The sequence below is a fragment of the Aeromonas crassostreae genome, assembly GCF_054052445.1.
The window spans coordinates 1-5549 of the sequence record NZ_JBSTYM010000049.1; the positions used below are offsets into that span (position 1 = coordinate 1).

6 protein-coding genes are annotated in these 5549 nt (G+C 64.2%); all 6 read left to right on the forward strand.

Annotated features, from left to right (window positions below):
* The first annotated feature begins 172 nt into the window (after nucleotides 1-172).
* A complete protein-coding gene (gene gluQRS, locus ACW5W4_RS18755; RefSeq protein ID WP_456690396.1) occupies nucleotides 173-1069 on the forward strand; it encodes a tRNA glutamyl-Q(34) synthetase GluQRS in 897 nt (298 codons plus the stop codon).
* 262 nt (nucleotides 1070-1331) lie between these two features.
* Nucleotides 1332-2804, forward strand: a complete 1473-nt coding sequence (pcnB, locus tag ACW5W4_RS18760) for a polynucleotide adenylyltransferase PcnB (RefSeq protein ID WP_456690397.1) — start codon at nucleotides 1332-1334, stop codon at nucleotides 2802-2804.
* Nucleotides 2804-3301, forward strand: coding sequence for a 2-amino-4-hydroxy-6-hydroxymethyldihydropteridine diphosphokinase (gene folK / locus ACW5W4_RS18765; RefSeq protein WP_456690400.1), 498 nt, complete (start codon nucleotides 2804-2806; stop codon nucleotides 3299-3301). Before pcnB ends, folK begins: the two co-directional genes overlap by 1 nt.
* An 11-nt stretch (nucleotides 3302-3312) precedes the next feature.
* On the forward strand, nucleotides 3313-4107 hold the full coding sequence (gene panB, locus ACW5W4_RS18770; RefSeq protein WP_111873269.1) for a 3-methyl-2-oxobutanoate hydroxymethyltransferase: 795 nt from the start codon (nucleotides 3313-3315) through the stop codon (nucleotides 4105-4107).
* A gap of 99 nt (nucleotides 4108-4206) precedes the next feature.
* Entirely contained in the window at nucleotides 4207-5064 is an 858-nt protein-coding gene (gene panC, locus ACW5W4_RS18775) for a pantoate--beta-alanine ligase (RefSeq protein WP_456690398.1), read from the forward strand.
* 13 nt (nucleotides 5065-5077) lie between these two features.
* Entirely contained in the window at nucleotides 5078-5425 is a 348-nt protein-coding gene (locus ACW5W4_RS18780; protein ID WP_456690399.1) for a putative quinol monooxygenase, read from the forward strand.
* Nucleotides 5426-5549: the final 124 nt, after the last annotated feature.

Below are 5549 nucleotides of genomic sequence, written 5' to 3' on the forward strand. Positions count from 1 at the left end.
ACGCATAAAAAATCCGAAACCAAATCAATAGGTTTCGGATTTTTACACATCAGGAGGATCGGTCAATGGATCCTTAACTGATCGGCATTAGGCACACTGCTCCCTTTTTTATTGAGCTTTTACCGCCCCGGCGCGAGAATGGCGCCTCCATGCCTACCTCGTCTCTGCCGTCATGCCCCTGAATCCAGCCATCTGTGCCCCCTATGTGGGACGCTTCGCCCCCTCCCCGTCCGGTCCGCTCCATTTTGGCTCCCTGGTCGCGGCGCTGGGCAGCTTCCTGCAGGCCCGATCCCGGGGAGGACGCTGGCTGGTGCGCATCGAAGATCTGGATCCGCCACGGGAGATGGCCGGGGCGGCCAGCCTGATCCTGCAAGCTCTGGTGGCTTACGGACTCGAGTGGGATGGCGAGGTGGTGTACCAGAGCCGGCGCCATGGCCGCTACGACGAGATCATCGAGCGGCTCTATCGGGACGGGGATCTCTACTGGTGTCGCTGCACCCGGCGCGAGATAGCGGCTAGGGGCGGCCTCTACAACGGCCATTGCCGCGAGCTGGGGCTGGCCCCCCAGGGTTGCGCCGCCCGCATCCGCCAGCGCCACCCCGTCTACGGCTTCGAGGATGGCCTGCTCGGCCCCATCCAGGTGACCCCGGCCCTGGCTGAGGAGGACTTCATCATCCGCCGCCGGGACGGACTCTACGCCTACAACCTGGCGGTGGTGGTGGACGACATGGATGCGGGCATCACCGAGATAGTGCGCGGTGCCGACCTGCTCGAGCCCACGGTGCGCCAGATCGCCCTCTACCGGGCCCTCGGCGCCGAGGTGCCCGCCTGGGTACATCTGCCGCTGGCGGTGCTGGGGGATGGCAACAAGCTGTCCAAGCAGAACCATGCCCCGGCCCTGTGCCTGAACGAGGTGAGACCCACTCTGATCCAGGCCTTGCGCTTTCTCGGCCAGCAGCCGCCCGAGGTGCTGGCCGCCGGCTCGGTCCCTGAGATCATCGCCTGGGCCATCGCTCACTGGCGGCTGGATCGGGTGCCGAAAACGCCACAACCGGCGCCGGAAACTTGACCCCGGACCGCACGGTTTTTCATTTGGTCAAGGCTGAGCTATGATAGGCCGCTATTTTTCGGCCTTCCGTCAAGCTGTACTATGATAGGCCGCTGTTTTCGAGTCGGCCTCCCGTCAAGCTGTACTATGATAGGCCGCTGTTTTCGAGTCGGCCTCCCGTCAAGCTGCGCTAGGATAGGCCGCTATTTGCAAATTGGCCTTCCGTCAAGCTGAGCTATGACAGGCCGCTATTTTCAAGTTGGCCTTCCGTCAATCTGAAGTCATGAAGAGGTGTACCATTTTTTCCCAGATCGCAAACTTTTGCCGCAAGGTGCTCGGCAAGGAAGAGGGCGAAGAGTCTATCGCGACTCAAGAGCCTGTCCAGACTGCCGCCCAGCCGAGCGTCGGACCAAGACGCACGCTGAGCCGTGACCAGCACCCCATCTCGCGCAAAGAGATCAGTGAGAATGCCCTCAAGGTCCTCTATCGCCTCAACAAGGGCGGCTATGACGCCTATCTGGTCGGCGGAGGTGTCCGGGACATTCTGCTCGGCAGGACGCCAAAGGATTTTGACATCGCCACCAACGCCACCCCGGAGCAGATCAAGGCGCTGTTCAGCAACTGCCGCCTCATCGGTCGCCGCTTCCGCCTGGCCCACATCGTGTTCGGTCGCGACGTGATCGAGGTGGCCACCTTCCGCGGCCACCATCATCAGGTCAACAACAGCCGCCATCTCTCGGCCCAGAGCGATGAAGGCATGCTGCTGCGCGACAACGTCTACGGCACCATCGAAGAGGATGCCGAGCGCCGCGACTTCACCGTCAATGCCCTCTACTACAGTGCCAAGGATTTCACCCTGCACGATTTCGAGGGTGGCATCGAGGATCTGGCCGAGCGCAAACTGGATCTGATCGGCGACCCCGAGACCCGCTATCGGGAAGACCCGGTGCGCATGCTGCGCGCCGTGCGCTTCGCCGCCAAGCTGGACATGCACATCAGCCCGCGTACCGCCGCCCCCATCAAGGAGCTGGCGCCGCTGCTGCAAGACATTCCGGCGGCCCGCCTGTTCGAGGAGACCCTCAAGCTGTTCCTGGCCGGCGATGGCCTGGCCACCTACAAGCTGCTGCGGGAATACGGTCTGTTCCAGCAACTCTTCCCCCAGGTGGCCGCCCTGTTTACCCCCCACGGCAACTCGCCGTTCGAGCAGTTCATCGAACATGCCCTGACGGATACCGATACCCGGGTGCGTGAAGAGAAGCGGGTCACCCCCGCCTTCCTCTACTCCTCCCTGCTGTGGGGCTGTGTCGAGGCCCGGGCACGGGTGCTGGAGAACGAGAGCGGCCTGCCCTGGCATGATGCCTTCATGCTGGCCATCAACGAGGTGCTCGACGCCCAAGTGCGGATCATCGCCGTGCCGCGCCGCTTCACCACGGACGTGCGCGACATCTGGGCCCTGCAGAGCCGCTTGACTCGCCGTCAGGGTCGCCACCCGGAGCGGGCCATGGAGCATCCCAAGTTCCGCGCCGCCTTCGACTTCCTGTTGCTGCGCAACCGGGTCGAACGGGGCCTGGGCGAGCTGGCCAGCTGGTGGGAGCGCTATCTGGAGTCCAACCCGGATGTGCGCCCGCAGCTGCAATGGGAAGCGACCCGCAGCAGCGATCGCCCGAGCGCGGACAAGCCCCAGGGCGAGAAGCGCAGCGGCAACGGCCGCAACCGTCGCCGTCCCCGTCGCCGCAAACCCAAAGCGGCAGAATGATGACCGAGGTCTATGTTGCCATCGGCTCCAACCTGGCCGACCCCCTCGGCCAGGCGCGCCGCGCCGTCAGCGCACTGGCGGCCCTGCCCGAGAGCACCTTGCAACAGGCCTCCTCTTTTTACAGCAGCCGCCCCATGGGGCCTGCCGATCAGCCGGACTACGTCAATGCCGTGGTGCGTCTGACAACCCGGCTCGCGCCCCTGGCCTTGCTGGATCAACTGCAAAGCATCGAGCTGGAACAAGGACGTGTGCGCAAGGAAGAGAGATGGGGGCCGAGGAGCCTGGACTTGGATCTGCTGCTCTATGGGGCCGAGTCCATCCAGAGCGAACGGCTGACCGTCCCCCACTACGGCATGAAGGAGCGGGAGTTCGTGCTGCTGCCCCTGGCCGAGATTGCGCCCGCTCTGGTGCTGCCCTGCGGCACCCCGCTCAACGACCTGGTAGCCCGCTGCCCGCGCAATGATCTCGCCATCATAGCCCCGGCAGCCCACCCCTAGGAGCCATCCAAGTGAGCAAGATCACCACCGCCAGCCTGCTGAAGATGAAGCAGGACGGTCATAAAATCACCGCCATCACCGCCTACGATGCCACCTTCGCCAAGCTGTTCGACGACGAGGGCGCCCAGGTGCTGCTCATCGGCGATTCCCTCGGCATGGTATTGCAGGGGGGCAGCGACACCCTCGGCGTCACCATGGATGACATGGTCTACCACACCCGCTGCGTCGCCCGCGGCGCCGACAAGGCGCTGGTGGTAGCCGACCTGCCCTTCATGAGCTATGCCACGGCGGAACAGACCTATGGCAATGCCGCCCGCCTGATGGCCGCCGGTGCCCGCATGGTGAAGATGGAAGGGGGCGACTGGCTGTGCGAGAGCATCCGTCACCTCACCCGCAACGGCGTGCCTGTCTGTGGCCACCTGGGGCTGACCCCGCAATCCGTCCACGTGTTTGGCGGCTTCAAGGTGCAGGGCCGTGACGAGTTCCACGCCCAGGAGATCTACCGCCAGGCCCTCTGCCTGCAGGAGGCAGGTATCCAGCTGCTGGTGCTCGAATGCGTACCGGTCGCCCTGGCCGAGCGCATCACCAAGGCGCTGCGCATCCCGGTGATCGGCATAGGCGCGGGCCCGGCCACCGACGGCCAGATCCTGGTGATGCACGACGCCTTCGGCATCACCTCCGGCTATGTGCCCAAGTTCACCAAGAACTTCCTGGCCGAGACCGGTGACATGCACGCCGCCGTGCGCCTCTACATCCAGCAGGTGAGCGAGGGTACCTTCCCGGGCCCCGAGCACTGCTTCAACTGAGCCTGACCCTGTCGAGATGGGGGCCATGCCCCCGTCTCCCATCGTCTGCCAGGCCGATTTATCCCTCTCTTGTTTGATTCCTCTGAAGGTGAACCGCCGATGTTGGTCGTGAACAACCCCCTCCCCCTGCGTGAACAGATAGGCCAGTGGCGCCGCGAAGGGCGCGCCATCGCATTCGTCCCCACCATGGGCAACCTGCATCAGGGCCATCTGACCCTGGTCGATGAGGCCCACCGCCACGGCGACAAGGTGGTGGTCAGCATCTTCGTCAACCCCATGCAGTTCGACAAGGCCGAGGATCTCGCCAACTATCCCCGTACCCTGGCGCAGGATTGCGCCGCCCTCGAGGCCGCGGGGGTGGATCTGGTGTTCACCCCAACCCCGGAGCTGATGTATCCAGCGGGACTCGCCACCCAGACCTTCGTCGAGGTGCCCGGTATCTCTTCCCTGCTGGAAGGGGCCCTGCGCCCGGGTCACTTTCGCGGCGTCAGTACCGTGGTCACCAAGCTGTTCAACCTGGTGCAACCGGATGTGGCCTGCTTCGGCCAGAAGGATTACCAGCAGCTGGCCCTCATCCGCAAGATGGTGGCCGACATGGCCATGCCCATCGCGATCGTCGGCGTGCCCACGGTGCGGGCCGAGGACGGGCTGGCGCTCTCGTCGCGCAACGGCTACCTGACCGCCGCCGAGCGGGCCCTGGCCCCCGAGCTTGCGCGCACCATGCACTGGATAGCCGAGCAGATAACCGGGGGCAACCGGGATCTGGCCGCCCTGGTCGCCACCGCCAGCGCCCGTCTCGACGGGGCCGGGCTCAGGACCGACGCCATCGACATCGTCGATGCCGACACCCTCGAAGCAGCCAGCGCCACCAGCCAGCGGCTGGTGATCCTGATGGCGGCGTATCTGGGCAAGGCCCGCCTTATCGACAACTGCGTCGTCCCCCTCACTCACCCCTGATCAGGAGAATCCCGTGTCCAAGAAGGTCTATTGCATCGCCCAGTTCCTGCCCAAGCCGGGCCAGGAGCAGGCCCTGTTCGCCGTGCTCCAGGGGCTGGAACCCAACACCCTGCGCGAAGATGGCTGCCTGCAATACAGAGTCACCCGCCATATCCCGAGCCCCTTCGCCGAGGGGGAGAGCTTCCCCATCGTCTTCAACGAGATCTGGCAAGACATGGCCAGCTTCGAGGCCCACTGCCAGCGCGCCGAGATCAAGGCCTTCTTCGAGCAATATTGCCTCGCCGACGATGGTCTGGCCGCCAAGTGGAACGTCTGCGTCTACAGCGACGAGCCGGCGAACTATGACGCCCCTGCCCTCTGAGGCAGACCATCAACACATAAAAAAGGCGCCTTTCGGCGTAATGCCGATCAGTTAAGGATCCATTGACCGATCCTCCTGATGTGTAAAAATCCGAAACCTGTTGATTTGGTTTCGGATTTTTTAT